Origin of the sequence: Methylobacterium mesophilicum (assembly GCF_036441335.1) — a bacterium.
GTDB lineage: Bacteria > Pseudomonadota > Alphaproteobacteria > Rhizobiales > Beijerinckiaceae > Methylobacterium > Methylobacterium mesophilicum_B.
The window spans coordinates 174,914-199,104 of the sequence record NZ_MLBW01000015.1 but is presented as its reverse complement, the minus strand read 5'-3'; the positions used below and the strand labels follow the sequence as shown (position 1 = coordinate 199,104).

Below are 24,191 nucleotides of genomic sequence, written 5' to 3'. Positions count from 1 at the left end.
GCGGCCGTGAGAAACACGCGGGACGAGAGGAGAGCGAGATGGCGGCGAGCGCTGCGATCAGTCCGACGGGTGGGGAGGTCAAGGACCTCTACGAGATGGGTGAGATCCCGCCGCTGGGTCATGTGCCGGCCAAGATGTATGCCTGGGCGATCCGGCGCGAGCGGCACGGTCCCCCGGAGCAGTCCCACCAGCTCGAGGTGCTGCCGGTCTGGGAGATCGGCGACGACGAGGTGCTGGTCTACGTCATGGCGGCGGGCGTCAACTACAACGGCGTCTGGGCCGGCCTCGGCGAGCCGATCTCGCCCTTCGACGTGCACAAGGGCGAGTACCACATCGCGGGCTCCGACGCCTCCGGCATCGTCTGGAAGGTCGGCTCCAAGGTGAAGCGCTGGAAGGTCGGCGACGAGGTCATCGTCCACTGCAACCGGGACGACGGCGACGACGAGGAGTGCAACGGCGGCGACCCGATGTTCTCGCCCTCGCAGCGCATCTGGGGCTACGAGACCGGCGACGGCTCGTTCGCGCAGTTCTGCCGGGTGCAGTCCCGCCAGCTCATGGTCCGGCCGAAGCACCTCACCTGGGAGGAGGCGGCCTGCTACACGCTGACGCTCGCCACCGCCTACCGCATGCTGTTCGGCCACGCCCCGCACACGGTGAAGCCCGGCCAGAACGTGCTGATCTGGGGTGCCTCCGGCGGCCTCGGCGTGTTCGGCGTGCAGCTCTGCGCGGCCTCGGGCGCCAACGCGATCGCGGTGATCTCGGACGATTCGAAGCGGGACTACGTGATGAGCCTCGGCGCCAAGGGCGTCATCAACCGCAAGGACTTCAACTGCTGGGGCCAGCTCCCGAAGGTCAACAGCCCCGAGTTCCACGCCTGGACCAAGGAGGCGCGGAAGTTCGGCAAGGCGATCTGGGACATCACCGGCAAGCAGGACGTCGACATCGTGTTCGAGCATCCCGGCGAGGCGACTTTCCCGGTCTCGGCGCTGGTGGTGAAGCGCGGCGGCATGGTGGTGTTCTGCGCCGGCACGACCGGCTTCAACATCACCTTCGACGCCCGCTACGTCTGGATGCGCCAGAAGCGCATCCAGGGCTCGCACTTCGCCCACCTCAAGCAGGCCTCGGCGGCGAACCAGTTCGTGCTCGACCAGCGGATCGACCCGTGCATGAGCGAGGTCTTCCCCTGGGACAAGATCCCCCAGGCCCACACCAAGATGTGGAAGAACCAGCACCCGCCGGGCAACATGGCCTGCCTCGTCAACTCCCCGCGCGCCGGCCTGCGCACGGTCGAGGACGTGATCGAGGCCGGCCCGCTCAAGCGGTAGGGTGCCCCGTCGGGCCGGCCCCGCTCTCGCGCGGGGCCGGCCCGATCGTCTAAGCTCGCGGCGTCCCGCGCCGACTCGCTGACCGGTTCGGTGTGCCGGGACGCGCGGATGACGGGCCCACGCGATCCTGCCAGGACCCGGCCCCGATCCGAACAGGGGGCACGGCTTTGAGCGGCGACGACGAAACTTACGTCTACGACGAGGCGACGGGCGAGTGGCTCCCGCCCGGCTCCGCGGCCACGCCCCCCGCGGCGACGGCCGTCCGCGACGCGGCCGGCAACATCCTGGCCGACGGCGATTCGGTCACCCTGATCAAGGACCTCAAGGTCAAGGGCGCCAACCAGACCCTGAAGCAGGGCACGGTCATCCGCTCGATCCGGCTCACGGACGATCCGGAGGAGATCGACTGCCGCCACGACACCATCAAGGGCCTGGTGCTGCGCACCGAGTTCGTGCGCAGGCGCTGAGACCGATTCGGGGCGGCGCTTCCCCCGACCGTTCGCGCTACCGCCGCCGCGTCTCGTCCTGCGGCAGGTGGCGGCCGTAGGCCTCCTGCTTCTCCGCGCGCTCCTGGATCAGGTCGGCGTAGGCCTGCCGCATCTCCGGCGACACGCTGATGCTCTTGCCCTTGGCGGCCTTGCGCTTGGGCGCCTTCTTGAAGGTGTTGTTGGTGTCGCTCATGCCGGGCCCCGCGTCGAACCGTGGCGGCATCGCGTGGCCGGACGACCGATCCGGGAGCCGGCCGCCGCCCAGGGCCGGACATCCGCCCTGTAGCGCATCGCGGCGCCGGACGCACGGCTGCTGGGATCGGGCCGGGATCGGGCCGGGGCCGGATTGATCTGGCCTGTCGCGGCGGCCTCTGCCAGGATCGGCCGACGAGGGTCGGAGGGCGGGCATGGATTCGGGTGACGCGTCGCGGTGTCGGATCCCGGGCGCCCCGCGCGGCCGCGCCCGGCGCGCCTCCGCCCTCGCGATCCTGATCGCCCTCGGCACCGGGCCGGTCGCGGNATCGCCGCCTTCCTCGCCGCCCAGGGCATCGCCGCCGCGCCGCCCCGACCGGGGGGCGGGCCCGGCGCGGTCGCGCCCGCCGTGTTCGGGATCACCTGCCGGTAGGGATCGCGAAGGTCGGATGTCCTGTCGCTCGGCCGGGACCCGCGGCCGTCCAGGGTCCCGGGCGGACCATCGTCCGCCCGGGCGACGGGTTCCGGCTCAGAGCCGCCCGGTGACCAGGAGAACGATCAGCACGATCAGCAGGATGCCGCCCAGGCCGAAGCCGGGCCCGCGATACGCGCCGCCGCCGAGGAAGCCGCCGCCGCCGAAGGCCAGGATGATCAGGATGATGAGCAGGATGGTGACGAGGGACATCGGTCGCGTTCTCCGGACGGTCGCGCTGGTGCGAGCGTGACCGTTCAAACGCTGCGACATTCCGTTCCGTTCAACGCCAAGCTACGCTTTTGTGAGGAAAATTCCGGATGAGGCCCGGGCCTCAGGCGTGCCAGTCCGGCAGGGCCTCCGCGGGCGCGTCGAGCCAGCCCGGCACCGGCAGGTCGCGCTCGGCGAGGAAGGTCGGGTTGAACAGCTTCGAGGCGTAGCGGGCCGCCCCGTCGCACAGGATCGTCACGACGGTGTGGCCGGGCCCGAGGTCCCGGGCCAGCCGGATCGCCCCGGCGACGTTGATGCCCGACGAGCCGCCCAGCGACAGCCCCTCCTCCCGCATCAGCCCGAAGACGATGTCGAGGGCCTCGCGGTCCGGGATCCGGAAGGCGCGGTCCGGGGTGAAGCCCTCCAGGTTGCGGGTGATCCGTCCCTGGCCGATCCCCTCGGTGATCGAGGAGCCCTCGGCCTTCAGGGTGCCGGTCGTGTAGTGGGCGTAGAGGGCCGAGCCTTCCGGATCCGACAGTGCGATCCGTACCTGCGGGTTGCGGGCGCGCAGGGCCTCGGCGGTGCCGGCCAGCGTGCCGCCGGTCCCGGCCGCGCAGACGAAGCCGTCGACCCGGCCGCCGGTCTGCGCCCAGATCTCCGGACCGGTGCCGTCGACATGGGCCCGCCGATTGGCGACGTTGTCGAACTGGTCGGCGAAGAAGGCGCCCGCCGGCTCGGTGGCGGCGAGCTTCTCCGCGAGCCGCCGGGCCACGTGGACGTAGTTGTTCGGGTTGGCGAAGGGCACCGCCGGCACCTCCACCAGCCGGGCGCCCGCGAGCCGCAGGGTCTGCTTCTTCTCCTCGGACTGGGTGACCGGGATGACGATCAGCGTCCGGTAGCCGCGCACCGAGGCCACGAGGGCGAGGCCGATGCCGGTGTTGCCGGCGGTGCCCTCGACGATCGTGCCGCCCGGCCGGATCAGGCCCCGCGCCTCCGCGTCCCGCACGATCGAGAGCGCGGCGCGGTCCTTCACCGACAGGCCGGGATTGAGGAACTCGGCCTTGCCGTAGATGGCGCAGCCGGTCTCCTCGGAGGCCCGGCGCAGGCGGATCAGCGGCGTCTGGCCGATGGCGGCGAGGACATCGGGGGCGGGTTCGCGACTCGGTGCGGTCATGGGCAGGAGCCTAGGACGCCGTGCTCATGCTGGCGAGCCTCACCCGAACACGTGCCCCCCGTTGATCCGCAGACCCACCGGGTGCCCGGCGGCGTAGCGCACGCCGTCGGAATCCTCGACCGCCAGTACGCGACCCTCGGCGTCGGCCACCTCGATCCGCTGGCGGCCCTGCGTCCGGTAGGAGCTGCGCACGGTGCCGGAGAGGTGCGAAGCCTCGGGCTCGGCGAGCTGGAGCTGCCAGGGGCGCACGTAGAGCTTCACCGGACCGATCGTGCCGACCGGCGCGACGACCGGCGTCTCCCGCCCGCGCACCAGCACCCGGCCGCCCTCGGCGATGGCCTCGACCTCGACGGAATCGCCCAGAAACTTCATGACGGTCGCGGAGGCCGGATTCTCCTGCACCTCGTCCGGCGTGCCGACCTGCTCCAGCCGGCCGCGATCCAGCACCGCCACCCGGTCGGACAGCTCCAGCGCCTCGTCCTGGTCGTGGGTCACGAAGATCGTGGTCTGGCCGGTGCGGTCGTGGATCTCGCGCAGCCAGCGGCGCAGGTCCTTTCGGACCTGGGCGTCCAGCGCCCCGAAGGGCTCGTCGAGCAGCAGCACCCGCGGCTCCACGGCGAGCGCGCGGGCGAGCGCCACGCGCTGGCGCTGACCGCCCGAGAGCTGCGACGGGTAGCGGTCGCCGAACCCCGACAGGCGGATCAGGTCGAGCAGGTCGCCGACCCGGCGCTTGATCTCGGTCTTGGACGGGCGATCGGCGCGGCGGCGCGCGTTCAGCCCGTAGGCGATGTTGTCGGCCACGCTCATGTGCTTGAACAGGGCGTAGTGCTGGAAGACGAAGCCGACCGCCCGCTCCTGCACGGCGAGTCCGGTGGCGTCGTCGTCCCCGAACAGGATCCGGCCCCGGTCCGGCGCGTCGAGCCCGGCGATGATCCGCAAGAGCGTCGTCTTGCCCGAGCCCGAGGGGCCGAGCAGCCCGATCAGCTCGCCCGCCCGCACGTCCAGCGACAGGTCGTGCAGCACCGCCGCCGTGTCGAACGTCTTCGAGACGTTCTCGACCCGGATCGCCGTCGAAGGGCGATCCGAGGGCCTGTCAGTGCGCCCGGCCGTGCGCGAGCTCGCCCGCGAAGCGCCATTCGAGGACGGATTTGAGGACGAGGGTGATGAGGGCAAGGACGGCGAGGAGCGAAGCGACGGCGAATGCGGCGACGAAGTTGTACTCATTGTAGAGGATCTCCACGTGGAGTGGGATGGTGTTGGTCAGGCCGCGGATGTGGCCCGACACCACCGACACCGCCCCGAACTCGCCCATCGCCCGGGCATTGCAGAGGAGCACGCTGTAGAGCAGGCCCCAGCGGATATTGGGCAGCGTCACCGTCCGGAACGCGTGCAGGCCCGAGGCGCCGAGTGTCAGCGCCGCCTCTTCCTCGGCGGTCCCCTGCTCCTGCATCAGCGGGATCAGCTCGCGGGCGACGAATGGGAAGGTCACGAACACCGTCGCCAGCACGATCCCCGGCAGGGCGAACAGGATCTGGATGCCGTGATCGATGAGCCAGGAGCCGAACAGGCCCTGGGACCCGAACAGCAGCACGTAGATCATCCCCGAGACCACCGGCGAGACCGAGAACGGCAGGTCGATCAGGGTGATCAGCAGCGCCTTGCCGGGGAACTCGAACTTGGCGATCGCCCAGGAGGCGGCGAGCCCGAACACGACGTTGAACGGCACCGCGATCGCCGCCACCGTCAGCGTCAGCCGGATCGCGCTCCAGGCATCGGGCTCGCGGAACGCGTCCAGGAAGGCGCCGAGCCCCTTCGAGAAGGCCTGTAGGAAGACCGCGAACAGCGGCAGCACCAGGAAGAGCGCGAGGAACGCCACCGCGATCCCGATCAGGACCGCGCGGATGCCCGCGCCCTCGGAGGCGACCGGGGCCGGCTTGGCGGCCGGCACGAAGGCGGGGGAGAAGATCTCAGACATAGCCGAACCGCCTCCGGGACCAGGCCTGGATGAGATTGATGGCGAGCAGCGTCAGGAACGAGATCCCGAGCATGATCGTCGCGATGGCCGCGGCGCCGCCGTAGTCGAACTCGGAGAGCTTGATGACGATCAGGAGCGGCGCGATCTCCGACACGTAGGGCAGGTTGCCGGCGATGAAGATGATCGAGCCGTACTCGCCGACGCCCCGGGCGAAGGCGAGCGCGAAGCCCGTGAGCACCGCCGGGATCAGCGGCGGCAGCACCACCCGGGTGAGGGTGACGAGGCGCGTCGCCCCGAGGGTGGCCGAGGCCTCCTCGATCTCCTTGTCGATCTCGGCGATCAGCGGCTGCACGGTCCGCACCGCGAAGGGCAGGCCGATGAACACCATGGCGATGAAGATGCCGACCGGCGTGTAGGCCGCCTGGATGCCGAGGCGCGCGAGCGGCGCGCCGAGGAGCCCGTCCGGCGCGTAGAGCGCGGCGAGCGCGATGCCGGCGACCGCCGTGGGCAGGGCGAACGGCAGGTCGACGGCGGCGTCGACCAGCTTGCGGCCCGGGAAGCGGTAGCGGGTCAGCACCCAGGCCACGAGGAAGCCGAAGGCCGAGGCCACCAGCGCCGCGATGGCCGAGACGCCGAAGCTGATCCGCAGGGCGCTCGCAACGCGGGGATCGGTGGCGACCTCCCAGATGCCCGACAGGCCGAGACCCGAGGCCTTCACCACGAGGCCCGCGAGCGGCAGCAGGACGATCAGGCCGAGGCAGGTCAGCGTGTAGCCGAAGCTGATCCCGAAGCCCGGGATCACGCTCGGCCGTCGGAATGTCCGACGGGGACGGGGCGTCTGGACCATGATCTGAAGCCTCAGCGGCCGGCCCGGCTCAGACGGTCGAACAGGCCGCCGGCGTCGAAGTTCCGCTTCTGGATCTCGTCCCAGGATCCCTGCAGATCCTCGATCTTGAACAGCTTGATCTCGGGCAGCTGGGCGAGATCCGCCGGGGCGGCCGCCTCCCGCCGGATCGGCCGGTAATGGTGCTTGGCGAAGATCGCCTGGGCGCGGTCGCCGTAGAGGAAGTCGAGATAGGCCTGGGCCGCCTTGGTGGTGCCCTTCCGCTCGGCATTGACCGCCACCAGGGCCACGGGCGGCTCGGCGTAGATCGAGGTCGGCGGCGAGACGATGTCGAACTTGTCGGCGCCGAATTCCTGGAGCACGAGGTAGGCCTCGTTCTCCCAGGTCGGCAGGACGTCGCCGAGGCCGCGCTGCGCGAAGGTCACGGTCGACCCGCGGGCGCCGGTGTCGAGCACCGGCACGTTCTTGTAGACCTGCCCCACGAAGGCGTCGGCCTTGGCGGCGTCCTTGTCGTGATTGTAGGCGTAGCCCCAGGCGGCGAGGAAGTTCCAGCGCCCGCCCGCCGACGTCTTCGGGTTCGGGGTGATGACCTTCACGTCGGGCTTGACCAGGTCGTCCCAGTCCTTGACGCCCTTCGGGTTGCCCTTCCGGACGAGGAACACCACCGTCGAGGTGTAGGGCGTCCCCTGGTTCGGCAGCTTGGTGCGCCAGTCCTCGGGGATCTTGCGGGTGAGCTTGGCGATCGCGTCGATGTCGGAGGGGATGCCGAGGGTGACCACGTCGGCGTCGACCCCGTCGATCACCGTCCGCGCCTGCGCGCCCGAGCCGCCGTGCGAGGCCCGCACCGTGATCGCCTCACCGGTCTTGGCCTTCCAGTCCGCCGCGAAGGCGGTGTTGATCTCGCGGTAGAGTTCGCGCGTCGGATCGTACGAGACGTTGAGGAGCGCGGTCTCCGCCGCGACCGGCAGCGCGCAGGCCAGCAGCGCGGCTCCGGCCATGAGGGAGAGCCCGATCGCCCGAGCCGACCGGCCCCGACCTGAAGCGTTCGTCATCACGTCCGATCCCCCAGCCATCCGCGTTCGCGACGCAGGGACAAGCGTCCCCGGGACGCCCGAAATCGTTCGTTTTACAGAACGAAGTCAAGCCTCGAATGCGGACCTGCGCGATGCCGTAGCCCGATCAGGATCGATGATCGGGCCGGAAATGCAAGGGAATACAGGGGTGTAGAGAATGAGAACGCATGGATCTTCTCCTGATCGCGGGCCGAGGAGAAGAATCGCTACGCGGAAATGGGTTTCTCAGAACGAACAATCCCATGTGCTCTGGCGCACACGAGGCGGCGTTCCGCGCCGCGGCGGCTTCCCCGCGCCGCGCTCCGCGCGTCGATCCGCGTCAGCGCTTCGGCTTGCCGAGCCGGGCGATCAGGGCTTCCAGCCGCGGATCGACCGGGGCCGAGAGCGTTTCGGTGAAGAGCGCGCGCAGGTTCTGGCCGAGGTGCCGTCGGATATCGGAGCTGAGCGGCGGCGCGTCGACGGTCCGCTCGGTCTCGGACGGGCGCTCGGGATGCGGCTTCGACATGACCGGGAGATCCTCGCGCCTGTGGACACGTACGGTTGCAAGGTTTGGTTAAGGAGCCGTCACCACAGGCGCCGCGACGGCGGCCGGCGATCCGGGTGCCCGGTGCCGGACGGTGTCGCAGGCCGGAACTGCGGCGGCGAAGGCCACGTTGCCCGGGCGATGCCCAAAGCCTGGAGCCGCCCCGTGTCCCGCTCGATCCCCCTGATGATGTCGGTGCTCCTCGCCGTGGCCACGGCCGCGTCGCCCTGCCTCGCGCAGACCAAGCCGGGCGAGATCAAGGGCGTGGACGCGATGGGCGACAAGTCCCGCAGCGCGCAGGACGGCTGGAGCCAGGCGCCGGTGCCGCGGGAGCAGTCGGCCGCCAAGGACGCGCCCGACCCGGGCGGCCGCTCGATCAAGGAGAACGCCGACCGCCCGGTCCCGCCGGCCCAGACAGGCGGCACCTCCGCCACCGAGCCGCAGGCGCCCCTGGAGCACCGCACCGCCGGTCCGTCCGGCTCCAACCCGGCCAATCCCAGCAAGTAAAAAAATTCGTTCTCCTGCAGGATGATGCAGGAGCGATGAACGTGTTGCTTCGGCCGAGACACAGCGACTTGCTGTGTCACGCAACCGCACTTGCCTCGCACACGCTTTTTTGGGACACCCTGGAATTATACCAGATCGCTTTAACGGAGCGGAGATGACGGTCCAGGTCTCGAGGCGTGGCCTGCTCAAGGGGGCCGGTGCCGGCCTCGCGGGCGGCTCGCTGGGCGCGCTCGGATTCGGCGGACTTGAGCCCGCCATGGCCGCCGCGGTGCGGCCCTTCAAGCTCGCGCAGATGCGCGAGACCCGCAACACCTGCCCGTACTGCTCGGTCGCGTGCGGCGTCATCCTGTACAGCCTCGGGGACCGTTCGAAGAACGCGCGCTCCTCGGTCATGCACATCGAGGGCGATCCCGATCACCCGATCAACCGCGGCACGCTCTGCCCGAAGGGCTCGGCGCTGCTCGACTTCGTGCACGCCGAGACGCGCACCAAGTACCCGCTCCACCGCGCGCCGGGGTCCTCCGAGTTCAAGCGCGTGTCCTGGGACTTCGCCCTCGACCGCATCGCGCGGCTCATGAAGGAGGACCGGGACAAGAACTTCGTGGCCAAGAACGGCGACCTCACGGTCAACCGGTGGACCACGATGGGCTTCCTCGGGGCCTCGGCCACCACCAACGAGACGGCTTGGCTGACCTACAAGACAGTCCGAAGCATGGGGGCCCTGGTCTTCGATAACCAGGCCAGGGTTTGACACGGTCCGTCGGTCGCCAGTTTGGCGCCCTCCTTCGGACGCGGTGCGATGACCAACCTCTGGATGGACATCAAGCACGCGGACGTGATCACCGTGATGGGCGGCAATGCCGCCGAGGCTCATCCCTGCGGCTTCAAGTGGGTCGTCGAGGCGAAAGCCCATAACAACGCCAAGCTGATCGTCGTCGATCCGCGCTTCACCCGCACGGCGTCGGTGGCCGATCTCTACTGCCCGATCCGGCAGGGGACCGACATCGCGTTCCTGTCAGGCGTGGCCAAGTACCTGCTCGACAACGACAAGCTGCAGCACCGCTACGTCTCCGCCTACACCAACGCCGGGTACGTGGTCCGCGAGGGCTACGACTTCAGCGAAGGCCTGTTCACGGGCTACGACGCGGACAAGCGCGACTACGACAAGACCACCTGGGACTACGAGATCGGCCCCGACGGCTACGCCGTCGTGGACGAGACGATGCAGCACCCGCGCTGCGTGATGCAGCTCCTGAAGAAGCACGTCTCGCTCTACACCCCCGAGATGGTCGAGAAGATCTGCGGCTCGCCCAAGGAGACCTTCCTGAAGGTCTGCGAGCTGATGGCGACCACGGCTTCCCCCGAGAAGTCGATGGCCTCGCTCTACGCGCTTGGCTGGACGCACCACTCCAAGGGCTCGCAGAACATCCGCTCGATGTGCATCGTGCAGACCCTGCTGGGCAATCTCGGCGTGCTCGGCGGCGGCCTGCAGGCCCTGCGCGGTCACTCCAACATCCAGGGGCTGACCGATATCGGGCTGATGAGCAATCTCATCCCCGGCTATCTGAACATCCCGGTGGAGAAGGAGCCGGATTACGCGAGCTACATCGCCAAGCGGCAGTTCAAGCCGCTGCGTCCCGGACAGACGAGTTACTGGCAGAACTACAACAAGTTCTTCGTCTCGTTCCAGAAGGCGATGTGGGGCGACAAGGCCACCAAGGAGAACGACTGGGCGTACGATTACCTGCCCAAGCTCGACGTGCCGACCTACGACGTGCTGCGCGGGTTCGAGCTCGCCAAGCAGGGCAAGATGACCGGCTACGTCATCCAGGGCTTCAACCCCCTGCTGTCGTTCCCGAATCGCGCCAAGATGACGGAAGCCTTCTCCAAGATGAAGTTCATCGTGGTGATGGATCCGCTCAAGACGGAGACGGCCCGGTTCTGGGAGAACCACGGCGAGTACAACGACGTCGATCCGACCAAGATCCAGACCGAGGTGTTCGAGCTTCCGACCACCCTGTTCGTGGAGGAGGAAGGCTCGCTGTCGAACTCCAGCCGCTGGCTGCAGTGGCACTGGCAGGCGCAGGACGCGCCCGGCGAGTGCCGCTCCGACATCGAGATCATGTCGGAGATCTTCCTGCGCATCCGCAACGCCTACAAGAAGGACGGCGGGGCCTTCCCGGACGCGATCGTCAATCTGAAGTGGGACTACGCGATCGCCGAGGCGCCGACGCCGACCGAGCTCGCCCGCGAGCTGAACGGCTACACGCTGGCGCCGACGCCGGACCTCAACGGGACCGTCATTCCGGCCGGCAAGCAGGTCGACGGCTTCGCCCAGCTCAAGGACGACGGCACCACCGCGTGCGGCTGCTGGATCTACTCGGGCTGCTACACCGAGAAGGGCAACATGATGGCCCGCCGGGACAACACCGATCCCGGCGACCGCGGCATCGCGCCCAACTGGGCCTTCGCGTGGCCGGCCAACCGGCGCGTGCTCTACAACCGCGCCTCGTGCGACCCCGAGGGTCGCCCGTGGTCGGAGAAGAAGAAGCTCATCGAGTGGAACGGCAAGCAGTGGATCGGCTTCGACGTGCCGGACTACGGCGTCACCGTCGCCCCCGATAAGGGCGTCGGGCCGTTCATCCTGAACCAGGAGGGTGTCGCCCGCCTGTGGACCCGCGGCCTCATGCGCGACGGGCCGTTCCCGACGCACTACGAGCCCTTCGAGTCGCCGGTGGCCAACCTCGCCTTCCCGAAGATCAAGGGCGCGCCCGCGTCCCGCATCTTCAAGGACGACTTGGCCGATCTCGGCGACGCGAAGGAGTTCCCCTACGCGGCGACGAGCTACCGCCTGACCGAGCACTTCCACGGGTGGACCAAGCACGCCCGGATCAACGCGATCCTCCAGCCGGAGGCCTTCGTGMAGATCTCGGAGGAGCTCGCCAAGGAGAAGGGCATCGCCAAGGGCGGCTGGGTCCGCGTCTGGTCGAAGCGCGGCTCCCTGAAGGCCAAGGCCGTGGTAACGAAGCGGATCAAGCCGCTGATCTGCGACGGCAAGCCCGTCCACGTCGTCGGCATCCCGCAGCACTGGGGCTTCATGGGCCACACCAAGAAGGGATGGCACCCGAACTCGCTCACGCCGGTCGTGGGCGACGCGAACACCGAGACGCCGGAGTTCAAGGCCTGGCTCGTGAACATCGAGCCGACCACGCCTCCGTCGGACGCGGTCGCGTAAGGGGGAGCGGCAGACATGGCTGACTACAGCTCCCTCGACATCCGCCAGCGCTCCGCCTCCACGGAGACGCCGCCGGAGATCCGCCGCCAGGTGGAGGTCGCGAAACTCATCGACGTGTCGAAGTGCATCGGCTGCAAGGCCTGCCAGTCGGCCTGCGAGGAGTGGAACGACCTGCGCGACGACATCGGCGTCAACACGGGCACCTACCAGAACCCCCACGACCTCACGCCGAAGTCGTGGACCCTGATGCGGTTCACCGAGTACGAGAACCCGGAGACCAACAACCTCGAATGGCTGATCCGGAAGGACGGCTGCATGCACTGCACCGAGCCGGGCTGCCTGAAGGCCTGCCCGTCCCCCGGCGCGATCGTGCAGTACTCCAACGGCATCGTCGACTTCATCGAGGAGAACTGCATCGGCTGCGGCTACTGCGTGAAGGGCTGCCCCTTCAACATCCCGCGCATCAGCCAGACCGACCACAAGGCGTACAAGTGCACCCTGTGCTCGGACCGGGTGGCGGTGGGGCAGGCTCCGGCCTGCGCCAAGGCCTGCCCGACCGGCTCGATCATGTTCGGCACCAAGCAGGCCATGATCGATCAGGCCCACGACCGCGTCGAGGACCTGAAGTCGCGCGGCTTCGACAAGGCGGGTCTCTACGATCCGGCCGGGGTCGGCGGCACGCACGTCATGTACGTGCTGCACCACGCCGACCAGCCGAGCCTCTATGCCGGCCTGCCGAACGACCCGAAGATCTCGCCGCTGGTCGCCTTCTGGAAGGGCGGGGCCAAGGTGTTCGGTCTCGCCGCGATGGGCTTCGCGGCCGTGGCGGGCTTCTTCCACTACGTGACGGCCGGCCCGAACGAGGTCGTGCCCGAGGAGGAGGAAGAGGCGGTCGAGTACGACGAGGCCAAGCGCCGGGAGAATGGCGGCGGCGAGGTCCGGCCGCACTGACGCAACGGTCTCCCTCCCCTCTCTGTGGGGGAGGGAGAGAGGCGGCGCCGCGAGCGACAGGACGAGGACGGTACAGCCGCTTCGCCCTATCTTACATTTCAGAGCCACCTCCGCGGCGATGCGGGGCCGGCGCCGCATCAGGCAGGTGAAGGCCGATGACGATCCACAGCGATATCCGGGACGGCGATCCCCGCCCCCTCCACCACGCCAAGTCCGCGGCGCCGGAGGTGATGTACGTCCCGCGTTACACCGGTGTGCAGCGGGTCAACCACTGGATCACCGCGATCCTGTTCACGCTGCTGACCCTCTCGGGTCTGGCGATGTTCACGCCCTACCTGTTCTCGCTGACCGGCCTGTTCGGCGGCGGGCAGGCGACCCGGGCGATCCACCCGTGGTTCGGCGTGGCGCTGGCGGTCAGCTTCCTCTTCCTGTTCGTGCGCTTCTGGAAGCTCAACATCCCCAACAAGGACGATGTCGAGTGGACGAAGCACATCGGCGACGTGGTCACCAACCGCGACGACCGGCTCCCGGAACTCGGCAAGTACAATGCCGGCCAGAAGGGCGTGTTCTGGGGCCAGACCGCGCTGATCGGCGTGATGTTCGTGACCGGGCTGGTGATCTGGAACACCTATTTCGGGGGGCTCACCTCGATCGAGACCCAGCGCTGGGCGCTGCTCGCCCACTCGCTGGCCGCCGTGATCGCCATCGCGATCATCGTGGTGCACATCTACGCCGGCATCTGGGTGCGCGGCACCGGCCGGGCGATGGTCCGCGGCACGGTCACGGGCGGCTGGGCTTACCGGCACCACCGCAAGTGGTTCCGGCAGATCGCGGGCGGCAAGGCGCGCCAGGGCTCGGTGGACAAGCGCGGATCCTGAGTCTTGGCCAACTTCTTCAAGCGTAAACCCGCGGCTCCGGTCGCGGAGAAGACCCCGACACGAGCCGAGGCGCCCCAGCCCCGCCGCCGGGATTTCAGCGAGCTGAAGCCCGATCCCGACAAGATCGGGATCTCGGGCTCGGTGCCGTTCGTCCGCCTGCCCGATCCCGCCACGCTGTTCGCCGACCGGGCCGCGCGCCTGGCGGAGGCCGCGCCCGGGCACCCGCTGGAGGCCTATCTCCGGTTCGTCGGCGAGGTCGCCCGGGCCCAGGCGGTGATCCAGGCGACGTTTCCCGCCCCCGCGGCGCCGGATGCCGCCGATCAGGCGCTGCGGAGCGAGCACGGCATGCCGCCGCTGTCGCGGCACGGCCTCGAGGCCGACCCGGATTTCGACGCGTGCCTCCTCGCGCTGCTCGCCGAGCTGGATCTCTCGACCGCGCCCGAGGCCTCGGGCGCGGCGCGGGATGCCCTGCGGGCCGCCTCGCGGGAGGATCGTCTCGATCTCGCCCTCCAGGTTTTCGAGGGCGCGCTGCCGGTGGACCGGATCGCCGAGTGCGTGTTCGTCTCGGCCGCGCTGCAGGTGCGCCTCGCCGAGCAGGCCGCGCGCCTCGACAGGACGGCGCTGAAGCCCGTGGCGGACGGTGTCTGCCCGTGCTGCGGCGGCGCGCCGGTGGCGAGCGTCATCGTCTCCTGGACCCCGGCCGACAAGGCCCGGTATCTCAGCTGCTCGCTCTGCGGCACGTACTGGAACCACGTCCGGATCCGCTGCACCGCCTGCGGCGACGGCGAGGGCGTCAGCTATTACGGGCTCGACGAGGTCTCGAAGGACGTTCAGGTCGAGACCTGCACGACCTGCCACAGCTACATCAAGCACCTGCACCAGCACCGCGCGCCGGCCCTCGACCCGGTGGCGGACGACATCGCGTCCTACGGACTCGATCTGAAGATCGCCGAGGACGGATTCCGGCGCGCCGGACTGAACCTGCTGTTCGTGATCTGAGCGGCCTCGGCCGCGCCGGTCACGCGCCGGCGCGGTGGAGGGCGAATCCCCGCGCGCCCGGCGCCTCCAGCCCCGGCCGCAGCTGCATGCTGGGGATCCGATAATCGCCGCCATTCTGCTGCCGGAACGGGATCGGGGGCGTCGTCGCGAGCGCGGCCAGCCGCTCCCGCAGGCGCTCGGCCACGGCCTCGAACGCGGCCGCGTCGAGGCCGTCGGCCCGGTAGGCGACGAAGGGCGGCAGCACCGTGTAGCCGGGATCGCGCGGGTCCGGCTGCTGGCGGATTGCCTCGCCACGGAACTGCGCGCGGTCCCGGGGATCGCGCCGGAGCCCGCCGCGGGCGCGGCCTCCGCTCAGCGATAGCCGTAGCGGCTCTTGGCGGCGGCGAGCAGGTGCAGGGCCTCGCCCGACTTGCCGGCCGAGCATTCCGCGGCGGCATGGGCGAGGTCGGCGCTGAACCGGTCGCCCACCGGCTTGTTGAGGTTGCCGGTGGCCACGTCGCTGTCGACGATCGCCTTGGTGCGCGCGATCTCCGGGCCGCAGCCGCTGCCGGTGGGCAGGGCCAGGGGGGCCGGGATGACCGGCGCGGGCTCGGTGACCGCGGGCGTGGCGCGCTGCTGGCAGGCGCCCAGCGCCGCGACGGCGAGGGCGACGAGGCTGAGGAGCATCGGGAGGCGGGACGCGGGCACGGCGATCATCCTGTTGGGGCGCGAGGGACCGCGCCGCCGAGGTTTTGAGCCGAGCTTGGCAGTGGGTCAATCGCCACGGCCACATGCCGAGGGGGCGCGGAGCGCGGGACGCCGAGCGCCGGCGGCTTGCGATTTCGCTGTGCCAGCAGGACCTTGGAGCGCGCCGCCGGCATCCTGCACCGGCGGCGCGCTCCGAATCGTGACGGGACTTACTTCGCCTTGTCGGCGAGCGCCTTCAGGCCCGAATCGTAGATGCCCTGGATCGCGTCGGTGGCGACCGTGTCCGGGGCGCCCTTGGCGTTGAAGGTCCCGGTCCAGGTCACCTTCGAGCCGGAGCCGGCGGGGGCGACCGACAGGGTCGACTTGTAGTCCGAGACCGGGAGCGGGCTCTCCAGGATCGTGTAGGTGTAGCTCATCACCTTGTCGTCGCGGGAGACCTGCTCCTCCTTGATGGTGCCGCCGCCCTTGAGGCTGAGGGTGCGGACCTTCATGCCGTCCTTGTCCGACAGAACGCATTTCTCGATGGCGGGGTGCCAGTCGCCGATGCCGCAGAACTCGCCGATGGTCTGCCAGACCTTGGCCGGCGGCGCGGCGATGTCGGCCGAGCGCGTGACCTCCAGGGCGTAGCCCGGCACGGTGGCGGCGGCGAGCGCCAGGGCGGCAAGGGGAAGGGACCGGCAGAAAGCGAAGGGCATCTCGGGGTGTCTCCGTCCGTCTCAGGTCGCGGCAGGGGCCGCGCAGGCTCTGTTGGCCGCGCAGGAGCTAGGCCGAGAGGTGGCGCTCGGCAATGGGCGGGAGCGGCGGCGCATGACTTTCGCAGTCACACAACGCGGTCGGTGACCGGCCGCGCGTCAGGGCAGGTCGTGGCGCCGATCCGCGGACACCGGGCCCGGAGCGCGATCCGGCCTACCAGCCGTCCATCTCGTCGGTGTCGGCCGGATAGCCGTAGACCGTCGCGGGCGCGTAGGCGGGCCGGGAAGCGGGGCGGTAATAGGCCGGTACCGACCGGCGTCCCATCTGATCGCTGTCCGCCAGCAGGTCGTCAGGCCCGTAGGGGCTGCGGCTCCGGGCGACGCGGGTTCCGCGCTGACCCCGGTCGGCCATCGGGACATCCGCCCCCTCGATCACCACCCGGGTCCGGCCCATGCCCTGGCTCTTCACGAGGTTGAACAGGGTCGCGGCGTTGCGCACCGACAGGCGCACGCAGCCGTGCGAGGCCGCGCGGCCCAGGCTCCGGACGTGGTTGGTGCCGTGGATGGCGTGGCCCTGCGTCGTGAAGAACATCGCGAAGGGCATGGGCGCGTCGTCCCACTCCTTCGAGAAGTGCGTGCGTTCCATCCGGAACGGGCGATAGGAGCCGGACGGGGTGTCGTAGCTCGCGACACCGGTCGAGACCGGCCAGGAGTAGCGCGGCTGGCCGTCGACCGAGACCTCCATGCGCTGCGCGGACTTGTCGACATTGACGAGCACGTCGGCGCTGGCCGTCGCGGGGATGCCCGCGCACAGAAGGAGCCCGGACAGGACGGAGATCAGACCGATACGCATGAGCGACTCCGACTGGAAAGACAGCGACGGTTTGCCGTCACGCTAAGCCGTCGGCAACACCGAGGTTCCGGTCCGCGGCAACCCTGCGTAGTCACGCTTTGCTGAGCGCCGTCAGGGCGCCGCCGTGGCCATGCCGGAGATCCGCCGTATCGCGGCCTCCGCCTCCTCGGCGATGCGCAGGACGAGGTCGCCGGCGCCCGGCAGATCGTCGATCAGCCCGACGGCCTCGCCGACCGTGACGTTGGCGACATCGTAGTCGCCGGCCGCGTCGGCCTCCTCCACGTCCCGGCGCCGCTCGGCCGAGGCCGCGCGCAGCGCGTCCTCGCGGCCGTGCCACGTCTCGATGAAGGCGTTGCGCAGGAGCCGCCCGGTATAGGGCGCCGGCCAGGCCCGCTGGCGGGCGATGTCGTAGACCTGCGTGCGGATCGTCTCGTCGCCGGTGGCGGCGAGGACCCGCTGCTTCGCGGCCGGATGGATCAGCGCCTCCCGGGTGGCCCAGAACCGCGTCCCCATCAGGACGCCGTCGGCCCCCAGGGCCAGGGCGGCGGCGAGGCCGCGCCCGTCCGCGATGCCGCCCGCCGCGAGGAGCAGCGTCTCGGGGCGCTCGCGGGCGATCAGGTCGGCGACAGCCGGCACGAAGGCCGCGGTGCCGCGGGCGGTGAGGCCGTGGCCGCCGGCCTCCGTCCCCTGCACCGCGGCCGCGCCGACCTCCAGGGCGCGCCGGGCGTGGGCCAGCGTGTGCACCTGGCAGATGAGCCGCACGCCGGCGGCGCGGACCCGGTCGGCGAACGGCGCGGGATCCGCGAAGGAGAGCATCAGGGCGGCGGGCGACCGGGCGAGCGCCGCGTCGAGGAGCGACGGGTCCCGGGCCATCGACCACGTGATGAAGCCGCAGCCGACCCGCTGATTGCCCGCGCGGGATCCGCGAAGGAGAGCATCAGGGCGGCGGGCGACCGGGCGAGCGCCGCGTCGAGGAGCGACGGGTCCCGGGCCATCGACCACGTGATGAAGCCGCAGCCGACCCGCTGATTGCCCGCGCGGGCGAATTCCCGGTCGAGCGTCGCGTGGTCGCCGTAGCCGCCGCCGATCAGGCCGAGGCCGCCGGCGGCGCTCACCGCCGCCGCGAGGGCGCCCCCCGAGGCCGGGTCCATCGGGGCGAGCACGATCGGGTGCCGCAGCCCGAAGGCGTCGGTGAGTCTGGTCCTCAGGGCCATGGGTCCCCTCCTCCGCGGAACGTCTCGGACGCGCGGTTGCGCGCGCTGCCCGTCCAGGCTTAACGATCCGTCCGGTGCTGAGAAAATGATTCCTTGAGAAGGAAGGCATCGGAAAAGCAGATGACATGAACAGCACCGACCTGATGTTCTTCGCGGCCGTGGCCGAGACCGGCGGCATCGGGCGGGCGGCGGCGCGGCTCAACACCGTCCAGTCCAACGTGACCGGGCGGATCCGCGCCCTGGAGCAGGCCCTGCGCGTGCCGCTGTTCCACCGCGGTAGCCGCGGGGTGACGCTGACCCGGGCGGGGGAGCGGCTCCTGCCCTACGCGCTCCAGGTCGGGCAGCTCCTCGCGGAGGCGCGCCACGCCCTGCTGGCCGAGGGCGAGCCGCGCGGACCCCTGCGGATCGGCGCCATGGAGACGACCGCGGCCCTGCGCCTGCCCGGCCCGCTCGCGGATTTCGCCGCGCGCCACCCGGAGGTGGACATCGAGCTGGAGACCGGCCCGACCGAGCAGCTGATCGCCCGGGTCCTCGACCGGAGCCTGGAGGGGGCCTTCGTGGCCGGCCCGGTCGCGCAGGCCGACCTCGTCGGGATCCCGGTCTTCACGGAAGAGCTGGTTCTGGTGGCGCCCCCGGCCGTCGGCGACCTCGCGGCGCTGCTCGACCGGCTGGCCCGGGCGCGCGACGCGAAGGTGCTCGTGTTCCGGGCCGGCTGCTCGTACCGGAGGCGCCTGGAGGACTTTCTGGGGCGCCAGGGCCTCGTGCACGTGCGGCGCATGGAGTTCGGCACCCTCGACGGCATCCTCGGCTGCGTGGCGGCCGGCCTGGGCGTGACCCTGGTGCCGCGCGCCGTGGCGGACCCGGCGCACCGCGCCGGCCGCGTCTCGGTCCACCCCGTACCCGACGGGGAGGGACACGTCCCGACCCTGCTGGTCCACCGCGCCGACGACCGGCCGAGCGCGGCCTTCGCGCGGTTCGCCGAGCAGGTCCGAACGGCCGTCGCGCACGCGCCGTGAACCTCCCGGTTCCGGCACGCGCCATGCTCTCGGCAACCGCCGGTTGACAGCTGCCCGGGCCCGGGCGCTTCCTCCCGGCCGCAGACGGTTCGGAGTTCCCATGGCCCTCGACCCCACCCTCGCCGCCGAGATCGAAGCCTCCGTGGCGGAGGGATTCGCCGATCAGGTCGCCCACACGCAGGCGCTCGTCCGGTTCGCGTCCCTGCGCGGGGAGGAGCATGCCTGCCAGGACTACGTCTTCGACCAGTTCCGCGCGCGCGGCTACGCCACCGAGCGCTTCGCCATGGACCGGGCCGCCATCGCGGCCCATCCGGGCGGCTCGAAGATCGACGCCGCGCACCATTCGGACGCGCCGATCGTGGTCTGCCACCATCGACCCGGTACCGAGACCGGCCGCTCGCTGATCCTGCAGGCCCATGTCGACGTGGTGCCGCCGGGACCCGCCGACCTCTGGACCCACCGGCCCTTCGATCCCGTGATCCAGGGCGACTGGATGTACGGCCGCGGCGCCGGCGACATGAAGGCCGGCCACGCCGCCAACCTGTTCGCCCTCGACGCCCTCGCCCGCCTCGGCCTCCAGCCGGCGGCCTCCGTGACGGTGCAGTCGGTCGTCGAGGAGGAATCCACCGGCAACGGCGCCCTGATGACCCACCTGCGCGGCTACCGGGCCGACGCGGTGCTGATCCCCGAGCCGGAGGACGAGAAGCTCGTCCGCGCCAACACCGGCGTGCTCTGGTTCACCGTCGAGGTGCGGGGCGTGCCGGTCCATGTCCGCGAGATGGGCGCGGGCGCCAACGCCATCGACGCCACCTACCGGGTGATCGGCGCGCTGCGCGACGTGGAGGCCCGCTGGAACGCCGAGAAGGCATCGCACCCGCATTTCGAGACCGAGGACCACCCGATCAACCTGAACATCGGCAAGATCGAGGGCGGCGACTGGGCCTCCTCGGTCCCGGCCTGGTGCCGGATCCACTGCCGGGTGGCGCTCTACCCGGGCGTGAGCGCCGCGCAGGCCGCCGCCGAGATCGAGGCCGCGGTGGCGTCCTTCGCCCGCACCGACCCGTTCCTGGCGAACAGCCCGCCGCGCGTGGTCTTCAACGGCTTCTTCGCCGAGGGCTACGTGCTGGAGGAAGGCTCGGAGGCCGAGGCGGTGCTCGGCCGCGCCCACGAGCGGGCGATCGGGTCGCCGCTCCAGAGCTTCATGACCGCGGGCTACCTCGATACCCGGGTCCACGCCCTCTACGACCGGGTGCCGGCCCTCTGCTACGGCCCGACCTCCCAGAACATCCACGGCTTCGACGAGCGCGTGAGCCTCGCCTCGGTGAAGCGGATCACGACCGCCATGGCGCTGTTCGTGGCCGAGTGGTGCGGGACCGAGCGCAGGGCCGCGTGAGCCGCCGTCAGGGGATCAGCCGGTCCGCGCGGAGCTGGGCGAACAGGTCGTAGAACGCGTCGTCGGTCGGCTGGTAGGCGGTGAAGCCCAGCCGCCGGCTCTTGCTCATGTCGGTGACGACCTCGATCGGCCGGCCGAGATCGGCATCCGTGTGCCAGGGTGAGGCCAGCTTCTCGAGGTTCGGCTCGGCCAGACCGTAGCGCTGCGCGATCCCGGCCCAGGCCGGGCCGTCCTGCGCCATCCGGGGCTCGAGCGGCCGGTGCGTGCCGTCGAACGGCACCGCCTCGATCCCGAACCAGTCGGCGATCCGGCCCCACATCCAGCTCCAGCGGAAGACGTCGCCGTCGACGACGTTGAACGCCTCGTTGGCGGCCTTGGGCTCGGTCGACGCCCAGAGCAGCTGGCGGGCGAGGAGCCGCGCGTCGGTCATGTCGGTCAGCCCGTTCCACTGCGCGGCCGAGCCCGGGAAGATGAACGGGCGGCCCAGCTCCCGGCACAGGGTGGCGTAGCAGGCGAGCGTCGTGCCCATGTTCATGGCGTTGCCCACCGCCTTGCCGATGATCGTGTGCGGGCGGTGCACGCTCCAGGTGAAGCCGTCGCGTTCGGCGGCCGCGAACACCGCATCCTCCTGCGCGTAATAGAAGTTCTCGATGTCGAGGCGGCCCTGCTCCTCACGGAACGGCGTCTGCGGCAGGGTGCCTTTGCCGTAGGCCTCGAACGGGCCGAGATAGTGCTTCAGCCCGGTCACCAGGGCGACGTGGCGGACGCTCCTCTTCGGCCGGAGCGCGTCGAGCAGGTTCTCGACCATCGCCCGGTTGACGCGGATCATCTCCGCCTCGGTCGGGCGCCGCTGCCAGGTCGCCAGGAACACGTGGCTCGGTGCGAGGTCGGCCAGCGCCGTCTCCAGGGAGGCCGGATCCTGCAGGTCGCCGGCCACCGGCTCGACACCGTCCTGCCGCACCGGATGGCGCGCCAAGCCCGCGACCCGCCAGCCCTCTCGATGGAGCAGCGCCGCCGTGGCGCTGCCGACGATCCCGCTGGCGCCGACGATCAGGGCGGTGTTCGACATGGAAACCCTCGTGCCCGGCCCAAATCCGGGTCCCGGGCAGATGGGCACGGGCGGTGTCGCGACAACCCCGCCGTGTGGGACAGGCACCTATGCGGAGGGCTCCAGGCGCGGTTTCGAAAGGTCGAGGCCCGCCCCTGTTAAGGTGATTTCGGGCCGGCGGGATACCGACCAGACGCGCTCTCCTCCCCCTTGTGGGGAGGAGTTGGAGGTGGGGGTGGCGCAGAAGGCACCGTTGCGCTCAATCCTGAACCACCCCCACCCCTGCCCCTCCCCACAAGGGGGAGGGGAAATGCGCGTTCATCATAAGCAGCTTAGGGCTCGCCCCTTGGAAACGCGGATCGAGAGTTTTCAGGCGACGCGGTCGATCGCGGCGCCCAGGATGTCCACGATCTCGCCGATCTGGCCGCGCTCGATGATCAGCGGCGGCGACAGCGCGATGATGTCGCCGGTCACCCGGGTGAGCAGGCCGCGCTCGAAGCAGTCGACGAACACGTCGTAGGCGCGCTTGCCCGGCGCGTCCGGCCGCGGCGCCAGCTCGACGCCGGCGACGAGGCCGATGGTGCGGATGTCGACGACGCTCTTGCGCCCGCGCAGGTCGTGGATCGCCGCCGCCCAGTCGTCGGCGATGTCGGCGACGCGGGTGAGCAGCCCCTCCTCCCGGTAGATGTCGAGCGTCGCGAGGCCGGCCGCGCAGGCGATCGGGTGCCCGGAATAGGTGTAGCCGTGGAAGAGCTCGATCCCGTCCGGACCCTGCATCAGCGCGTCGTGGACCGCGCGGCTCGCGAAGACCGCGCCCATCGGCACCGTGCCGTTGGTCAGGCCCTTGGCGCTGGTCACGAGGTCGGGGACGACGCCGAAGAAGTCGGTCGCGAAGGGCGCACCCAGGCGGCCGAACCCGGAGATGACCTCGTCGAAGATCAGCAGGATGCCGTGCTTGGTGCAGATCTCGCGCAGGCGCTCGAGATAGCCCTTCGGCGGGATCAGCACGCCCGTGGAGCCCGCCACCGGCTCGACGATGCAGGCCGCGATCGTCTCGGCCCCGTGCAGCGCCACGAGCCGCTCCAAGTCCTCGGCGAGTTCCGCCCCGTGCTCGGGCTGGCCCTTCACGAAGGCGTTGCGGGCCGGGTCGTGGGTGTGGCGCAGGTGGTCGGTGCCGTTGAGCTGCGGGAAGACCCGCCGGTTCGACACGATGCCGCCGACCGACAGGCCGCCGAAGCCGACGCCGTGATAGCCGCGCTCGCGGCCGACGAGCCGGGTCCGCGTCCCCTGCCCGATCGCCCGCTGGTAGGCGAGCGCGATCTTGAGGGCGGTGTCGACCGATTCCGAGCCGGAATTGGTGAAGAACACCCGGTCGAGGCGCTTGTCCGGCCCGCCCGGAGCGATCTCGGCCAGCCGCTCGGCGAACTCGAAGGCGACGGGGTGGCCCATCTGGAAGGTCGGGGCGAAGTCGAGGGTCGCGAGCTGGCGCTCCACGGCCGCCGCGATGCCCCGCCGCCCGTGGCCGGCGTTGACGCACCAGAGCCCCGCGGAGCCGTCGAGGACCTTGCGGCCGTCGTCGGCGGTGTAGTGCATGCCCTCGGCCGACACGAGCAGGCGCGGCGCCGCCTTGAACTGGCGGTTGGCCGTGAACGGCATCCAGAAGGCGTCCATCGCGGGCGTGTTGCGGAGCGGATGGTCGGTCATGGGGCGGTTCTCCGGGGCGGGCGGCGCGGATCGGGCGGCGGGACAAGGGGACACCTTCGCCGATCGGGCAACAAGTCCTTTTCTGGTCGCCGCCAACCCCTTGCAGGACCGGGGCCACGGGTGGCACCGTTGCGGGATCCGCAACACCTGAAACGGGGTCCGGCCGGATGAGCATCGATGTCGGCGCGCGGCTGCGCTTCGTGCGCGCCCGCCACGGCCTGTCGCAGCGGACGCTCGCCAAGCGCGCCGGCGTGACGAACTCCGCGATCTCGCTGATCGAGGCGAACCGGGTGAACCCGTCGGTCGGCGCGCTGAAGCGGATCCTCGACGGGGTGCCGATCGGCATGGCCGAGTTCTTCGCCCTGGAGCCGGAGCCGGAGCGCAAGGCGTTCTTCGCCGCCGAGGAACTCACCGAGATCGGCCGCCGGGCCGCCAAGGGGGCGATCTCGTACCGGCAGGTCGGCGACAGCCTGTTCGGGCGCAAGCTCCAGATCCTCAAGGAGCGCTACGAGCCGGGCGCCGATACCGGCCGGGTGCCGCTCTCCCACGAGGGCGAGGAGGGCGGCATCGTCCTCTCCGGCCGCCTGGAGGTGACGGTGGACGCCGAGCGCCGGATCCTCGGCCCCGGCGACGCCTACAGCTTCGACAGCCGCCGCCCGCACCGGTTCCGCTGCGTCGGGCCCAACCCCTGCGAAGTGGTGAGCGCCTGCACGCCGCCGAGCTTCTGAGGCGGAGCGC

At 70.6% G+C, this 24,191-nt stretch carries 25 protein-coding genes and 1 pseudogene; 10 read left to right on the top strand and 16 right to left on the bottom strand.

Annotation, left to right across the window (positions count from 1 at the left end; genetic code table 11):
• The first annotated feature begins 38 nt into the window (after positions 1-38).
• Entirely contained in the window at positions 39-1,325 is a 1,287-nt protein-coding gene (ccrA, locus tag MMR14E_RS10535) for a crotonyl-CoA carboxylase/reductase (RefSeq protein WP_331314080.1), read from the top strand.
• 167 nt (positions 1,326-1,492) lie between these two features.
• Entirely contained in the window at positions 1,493-1,792 is a 300-nt protein-coding gene (locus MMR14E_RS10530) for an alkylphosphonate utilization protein (RefSeq protein WP_331314079.1), read from the top strand.
• 37 nt (positions 1,793-1,829) lie between these two features.
• Here the strand turns inward: MMR14E_RS10530 and MMR14E_RS10525 are convergent, their stop codons facing one another.
• The 8 genes from MMR14E_RS10525 to MMR14E_RS10490 all read right to left on the bottom strand — a co-directional run bounded on the left by MMR14E_RS10525 (position 1,830) and on the right by MMR14E_RS10490 (position 8,258).
• A complete protein-coding gene (locus MMR14E_RS10525; RefSeq protein ID WP_012318104.1) occupies positions 1,830-2,006 on the bottom strand; it encodes a hypothetical protein in 177 nt (58 codons plus the stop codon).
• A gap of 528 nt (positions 2,007-2,534) precedes the next feature.
• Positions 2,535-2,690, bottom strand: coding sequence for a hypothetical protein (locus MMR14E_RS10520; RefSeq protein ID WP_007563230.1), 156 nt, complete (start codon positions 2,688-2,690; stop codon positions 2,535-2,537).
• Between the two features lie 121 nt (positions 2,691-2,811).
• On the bottom strand, positions 2,812-3,861 hold the full coding sequence (locus MMR14E_RS10515) for a cysteine synthase A (protein WP_331314078.1): 1,050 nt from the start codon (positions 3,859-3,861) through the stop codon (positions 2,812-2,814).
• Between the two features lie 39 nt (positions 3,862-3,900).
• On the bottom strand, positions 3,901-4,884 hold the full coding sequence (locus MMR14E_RS10510) for a sulfate/molybdate ABC transporter ATP-binding protein (RefSeq protein WP_419539330.1): 984 nt from the start codon (positions 4,882-4,884) through the stop codon (positions 3,901-3,903).
• Positions 4,885-4,954: 70 nt separating this feature from the next.
• Positions 4,955-5,836: a sulfate ABC transporter permease subunit CysW gene (gene cysW / locus MMR14E_RS10505; protein ID WP_331314077.1), complete on the bottom strand. Its 882-nt coding sequence runs from the start codon at positions 5,834-5,836 to the stop codon at positions 4,955-4,957.
• Positions 5,829-6,683, bottom strand: a complete 855-nt coding sequence (gene cysT, locus MMR14E_RS10500) for a sulfate ABC transporter permease subunit CysT (RefSeq protein ID WP_331314076.1) — start codon at positions 6,681-6,683, stop codon at positions 5,829-5,831. Before cysT ends, cysW begins: the two co-directional genes overlap by 8 nt.
• Before the next feature lie 11 nt (positions 6,684-6,694).
• Entirely contained in the window at positions 6,695-7,732 is a 1,038-nt protein-coding gene (locus MMR14E_RS10495) for a sulfate ABC transporter substrate-binding protein (RefSeq protein ID WP_419539329.1), read from the bottom strand.
• Between the two features lie 340 nt (positions 7,733-8,072).
• Entirely contained in the window at positions 8,073-8,258 is a 186-nt protein-coding gene (locus MMR14E_RS10490; protein ID WP_331314075.1) for a hypothetical protein, read from the bottom strand.
• A 183-nt stretch (positions 8,259-8,441) separates the two neighbouring features.
• Here MMR14E_RS10490 and MMR14E_RS10485 point away from each other — a divergent pair, with 183 nt between their 5' ends.
• The 5 genes from MMR14E_RS10485 (at position 8,442) to fdhE (ending at position 14,846) form a co-directional block, all read left to right on the top strand.
• Positions 8,442-8,783: a hypothetical protein gene (locus MMR14E_RS10485; protein ID WP_331314074.1), complete on the top strand. Its 342-nt coding sequence runs from the start codon at positions 8,442-8,444 to the stop codon at positions 8,781-8,783.
• 154 nt (positions 8,784-8,937) lie between these two features.
• Positions 8,938-12,018, top strand: a complete 3,081-nt coding sequence (gene fdnG / locus MMR14E_RS10480) for a formate dehydrogenase-N subunit alpha (protein WP_331314073.1) — start codon at positions 8,938-8,940, stop codon at positions 12,016-12,018.
• Positions 12,019-12,033: 15 nt separating this feature from the next.
• A complete protein-coding gene (gene fdxH / locus MMR14E_RS10475) occupies positions 12,034-12,969 on the top strand; it encodes a formate dehydrogenase subunit beta (RefSeq protein WP_331314072.1) in 936 nt (311 codons plus the stop codon).
• 155 nt (positions 12,970-13,124) lie between these two features.
• On the top strand, positions 13,125-13,847 hold the full coding sequence (locus tag MMR14E_RS10470; RefSeq protein WP_331314070.1) for a formate dehydrogenase subunit gamma: 723 nt from the start codon (positions 13,125-13,127) through the stop codon (positions 13,845-13,847).
• Positions 13,848-13,850: 3 nt separating this feature from the next.
• On the top strand, positions 13,851-14,846 hold the full coding sequence (gene fdhE, locus MMR14E_RS10465; RefSeq protein WP_331314068.1) for a formate dehydrogenase accessory protein FdhE: 996 nt from the start codon (positions 13,851-13,853) through the stop codon (positions 14,844-14,846).
• Positions 14,847-14,865: 19 nt separating this feature from the next.
• Here the strand turns inward: fdhE and MMR14E_RS10460 are convergent.
• The 6 genes and pseudogenes from MMR14E_RS10460 to MMR14E_RS10435 all read right to left on the bottom strand — a co-directional run.
• Positions 14,866-15,102, bottom strand: a pseudogene (locus MMR14E_RS10460) (flavodoxin family protein); the annotation flags it as partial.
• 95 nt (positions 15,103-15,197) lie between these two features.
• The gene (locus MMR14E_RS10455; RefSeq protein ID WP_331314067.1) at positions 15,198-15,542 is read right to left on the bottom strand and encodes a hypothetical protein; all 345 of its coding nucleotides are present in this window, start codon (positions 15,540-15,542) and stop codon (positions 15,198-15,200) included.
• Positions 15,543-15,742: 200 nt separating this feature from the next.
• Positions 15,743-16,228, bottom strand: coding sequence for an SRPBCC family protein (locus tag MMR14E_RS10450; protein ID WP_012318087.1), 486 nt, complete (start codon positions 16,226-16,228; stop codon positions 15,743-15,745).
• A gap of 211 nt (positions 16,229-16,439) precedes the next feature.
• The gene (locus tag MMR14E_RS10445) at positions 16,440-17,078 is read right to left on the bottom strand and encodes a L,D-transpeptidase (protein WP_331314066.1); all 639 of its coding nucleotides are present in this window, start codon (positions 17,076-17,078) and stop codon (positions 16,440-16,442) included.
• Positions 17,079-17,189: 111 nt separating this feature from the next.
• On the bottom strand, positions 17,190-17,951 hold the full coding sequence (locus MMR14E_RS10440; protein WP_331314064.1) for a nitronate monooxygenase: 762 nt from the start codon (positions 17,949-17,951) through the stop codon (positions 17,190-17,192).
• Complete coding sequence (locus MMR14E_RS10435) at positions 17,894-18,292, bottom strand: nitronate monooxygenase (protein WP_331314062.1); 399 nt, start codon at positions 18,290-18,292, stop codon at positions 17,894-17,896. The genes MMR14E_RS10440 and MMR14E_RS10435 overlap by 58 nt, the downstream gene beginning before the upstream one ends.
• Before the next feature lie 125 nt (positions 18,293-18,417).
• On the opposite strand from MMR14E_RS10435, the gene MMR14E_RS10430 reads away from it, so the two are divergent.
• Both MMR14E_RS10430 and MMR14E_RS10425 read left to right on the top strand, forming a co-directional pair.
• The gene (locus MMR14E_RS10430; RefSeq protein WP_331314060.1) at positions 18,418-19,308 is read left to right on the top strand and encodes a LysR family transcriptional regulator; all 891 of its coding nucleotides are present in this window, start codon (positions 18,418-18,420) and stop codon (positions 19,306-19,308) included.
• A gap of 100 nt (positions 19,309-19,408) precedes the next feature.
• Positions 19,409-20,701 (top strand): ArgE/DapE family deacylase, encoded by a 1,293-nt coding sequence (locus tag MMR14E_RS10425; RefSeq protein WP_331314059.1) that lies wholly within the window; start codon positions 19,409-19,411, stop codon positions 20,699-20,701.
• Between the two features lie 7 nt (positions 20,702-20,708).
• On the opposite strand, the gene MMR14E_RS10420 is transcribed toward MMR14E_RS10425, so the two are convergent.
• The gene (locus MMR14E_RS10420) at positions 20,709-21,770 is read right to left on the bottom strand and encodes an SDR family oxidoreductase (RefSeq protein WP_331314058.1); all 1,062 of its coding nucleotides are present in this window, start codon (positions 21,768-21,770) and stop codon (positions 20,709-20,711) included.
• Between the two features lie 348 nt (positions 21,771-22,118).
• Positions 22,119-23,453 carry an aspartate aminotransferase family protein gene (locus MMR14E_RS10415; protein WP_331314057.1) on the bottom strand — a complete coding sequence of 445 codons (1,335 nt, stop codon included), beginning with the start codon at positions 23,451-23,453 and terminating at the stop codon, positions 22,119-22,121.
• A 167-nt stretch (positions 23,454-23,620) separates the two neighbouring features.
• Here MMR14E_RS10415 and MMR14E_RS10410 point away from each other — a divergent pair, with 167 nt between their 5' ends.
• Positions 23,621-24,181 carry a cupin domain-containing protein gene (locus MMR14E_RS10410; RefSeq protein ID WP_012318079.1) on the top strand — a complete coding sequence of 187 codons (561 nt, stop codon included), beginning with the start codon at positions 23,621-23,623 and terminating at the stop codon, positions 24,179-24,181.
• The last annotated feature ends 10 nt before the right edge of the window (positions 24,182-24,191 follow it).

Bases quoted from the DNA above. Each gene is read 5' to 3' on its own strand.
- ccrA (WP_331314080.1), top strand. From the start codon at position 39: ATGGCGGCGAGCGCTGCGATCAGTCCGACGGGTGGGGAGGTCAAGGAC.
- MMR14E_RS10525 (WP_012318104.1), bottom strand. From the start codon at position 2,006: ATGAGCGACACCAACAACACCTTCAAGAAGGCGCCCAAGCGCAAGGCC.
- MMR14E_RS10520 (WP_007563230.1), bottom strand. From the start codon at position 2,690: ATGTCCCTCGTCACCATCCTGCTCATCATCCTGATCATCCTGGCCTTC.
- MMR14E_RS10515 (WP_331314078.1), bottom strand. From the start codon at position 3,861: ATGACCGCACCGAGTCGCGAACCCGCCCCCGATGTCCTCGCCGCCATC.
- cysW (WP_331314077.1), bottom strand. From the start codon at position 5,836: ATGTCTGAGATCTTCTCCCCCGCCTTCGTGCCGGCCGCCAAGCCGGCC.
- cysT (WP_331314076.1), bottom strand. From the start codon at position 6,683: ATGGTCCAGACGCCCCGTCCCCGTCGGACATTCCGACGGCCGAGCGTG.
- MMR14E_RS10495 (WP_419539329.1), bottom strand. From the start codon at position 7,732: ATGACGAACGCTTCAGGTCGGGGCCGGTCGGCTCGGGCGATCGGGCTC.
- MMR14E_RS10490 (WP_331314075.1), bottom strand. From the start codon at position 8,258: ATGTCGAAGCCGCATCCCGAGCGCCCGTCCGAGACCGAGCGGACCGTC.
- fdxH (WP_331314072.1), top strand. From the start codon at position 12,034: ATGGCTGACTACAGCTCCCTCGACATCCGCCAGCGCTCCGCCTCCACG.
- MMR14E_RS10470 (WP_331314070.1), top strand. From the start codon at position 13,125: ATGACGATCCACAGCGATATCCGGGACGGCGATCCCCGCCCCCTCCAC.
- MMR14E_RS10455 (WP_331314067.1), bottom strand. From the start codon at position 15,542: ATGATCGCCGTGCCCGCGTCCCGCCTCCCGATGCTCCTCAGCCTCGTC.
- MMR14E_RS10450 (WP_012318087.1), bottom strand. From the start codon at position 16,228: ATGCCCTTCGCTTTCTGCCGGTCCCTTCCCCTTGCCGCCCTGGCGCTC.
- MMR14E_RS10445 (WP_331314066.1), bottom strand. From the start codon at position 17,078: ATGCGTATCGGTCTGATCTCCGTCCTGTCCGGGCTCCTTCTGTGCGCG.
- MMR14E_RS10440 (WP_331314064.1), bottom strand. From the start codon at position 17,951: ATGGCCCGGGACCCGTCGCTCCTCGACGCGGCGCTCGCCCGGTCGCCC.
- MMR14E_RS10435 (WP_331314062.1), bottom strand. From the start codon at position 18,292: ATGGCCCTGAGGACCAGACTCACCGACGCCTTCGGGCTGCGGCACCCG.
- MMR14E_RS10430 (WP_331314060.1), top strand. From the start codon at position 18,418: ATGAACAGCACCGACCTGATGTTCTTCGCGGCCGTGGCCGAGACCGGC.
- MMR14E_RS10425 (WP_331314059.1), top strand. From the start codon at position 19,409: ATGGCCCTCGACCCCACCCTCGCCGCCGAGATCGAAGCCTCCGTGGCG.
- MMR14E_RS10420 (WP_331314058.1), bottom strand. From the start codon at position 21,770: ATGTCGAACACCGCCCTGATCGTCGGCGCCAGCGGGATCGTCGGCAGC.
- MMR14E_RS10415 (WP_331314057.1), bottom strand. From the start codon at position 23,453: ATGACCGACCATCCGCTCCGCAACACGCCCGCGATGGACGCCTTCTGG.
- MMR14E_RS10410 (WP_012318079.1), top strand. From the start codon at position 23,621: ATGAGCATCGATGTCGGCGCGCGGCTGCGCTTCGTGCGCGCCCGCCAC.